The 1,414-nt window shown below is 57.8% G+C and carries 1 protein-coding gene; it reads left to right on the top strand.

Features of this window, described 5'->3' with window-relative positions; genetic code table 11:
- The first annotated feature begins 270 nt into the window (after nucleotides 1–270).
- Nucleotides 271–1,257: a hypothetical protein gene (locus D1159_RS18855; protein ID WP_161847119.1), complete on the top strand. Its 987-nt coding sequence runs from the start codon at nucleotides 271–273 to the stop codon at nucleotides 1,255–1,257.
- Nucleotides 1,258–1,414 lie beyond the last annotated feature (157 nt).

The following is a 1,414-nucleotide window of genomic DNA, read 5'->3' as shown; positions in this document are numbered from 1 at the left end:
GCCGTATTTCTCCGCGTATTTCATTAGGGATTGCCTGTATGCCATGTCCTGTGTTATACTCTTGCTCATGAAGGATGCGGCCTCATCCTCCTGCTGTTTTCTTCCCTTCCTGTCCAATATGTATTGTACCCCTACACCGCCGGTTTTCAACTTTTTCAACGTTTGATTTACAAGATTCCCCGAATGTGCTATAATAGAGAGAAGAAAGTCCGGCGGCGGGGTGAATTGGGATTTGCCCCGGCCGCCGGACAAGAAAGGTGTGTTTGATCCATGGCAAAATTCTGTAAGCACTGCGGCGCGCAGCTGGCAGACGGACAGATCTGCTCCTGTCCCCAAGCCCAGGCAGAGGCCGCCCAGCTGCCGCCGCCGCAGCAGCCCCCTCAGCAGTCTCAGCAGCCGCCGGTAAACAACAACTACTATCCGCCCCAGCAGCCGCCCCAGGGGGGCTACTACCAGCCGCCCCAGCCCAGCCAGCAGCCGGGGGGATACCAGCAGCCCGGCGGCGGATATCAGATGCCTGCCGTTCCCCCGGTGGTGAAGCAGGCCGCCGGCAACGTGGCTCCCTTCTTTAAGACCTACTTCCGCGCCCCGGTGGAGGCCGCCCAGGTTCTCATGGGCCGCAAGGACCTCCCCCTGGCCATTATGCTCCTGGCCATCCAGGCGGTGGTCAGCGGACTGGTCCTCTTCTCCGCGCTGTCCAAGCTGACCAGCATGATTTTGGACGCGGCCGGCGGCGGGTTCGGCTTTGGCGGGCCATCCATCTCCCCCTCCTTCCTGGTCAGCCTGCTGTCGGGCGCCGTATTCTCTCTGGTGTGCGCGGTGGCCTTTAGTGCGATCCTCTTTGGCATCGCCAAGATTATGAAGTCCAATGTGTCCTTCCCGGACGCCCTCATCGCCAGCGGCGCCAACAGTATCTTTGTCACCGTCCTGCTGGCCGCCTCCTTTGTGGGCTTTATCCTGTCCATAAAGCTGGGCTTTGTGTTCCTGGGCGCGGCGGTTGTGGCCTGGATTGTCATGGGCGTCCCCACCGCCCAGGCCATCACCCCCACTGCGGACCAGGGCAAGTTCTGGATGCTCTACATTGTGGGCATTCTGCTCACCTTCGTGGTGGTCTACTTTGTGCTCCCGCCCCTGCTGGAGACTGCGGTGAAGGCCATCAAGGTGACCTATGAAGGCGAGACCCGCACCATTGGCCAGGCGATGAGAGGATACAGCTTCGGCGATATCATTGAAGAGATTTTGGATGATATCTTCTGATCCCACAATAAAAAGCAAGGCTTGGAATTACAAACCGTAATTCCAAGCCTTGCTTTTGTTTTGAGAGGGCCCGGGTAAGGCTAGAGTCTGTTTTAAAACTAAGGGATTGTGTGTAAAGTGCCGAGCTGATAAAATGGAGCGCATGAAAAGACATGAA

It is taken from the genome of Pseudoflavonifractor sp. 524-17 (assembly GCF_009935845.1).
Classification (GTDB): domain Bacteria; phylum Bacillota; class Clostridia; order Oscillospirales; family Oscillospiraceae; genus Pseudoflavonifractor_A.
Note: the sequence above shows the minus strand (reverse complement) of the source record. Positions and strands in the feature narration are given on the sequence as shown.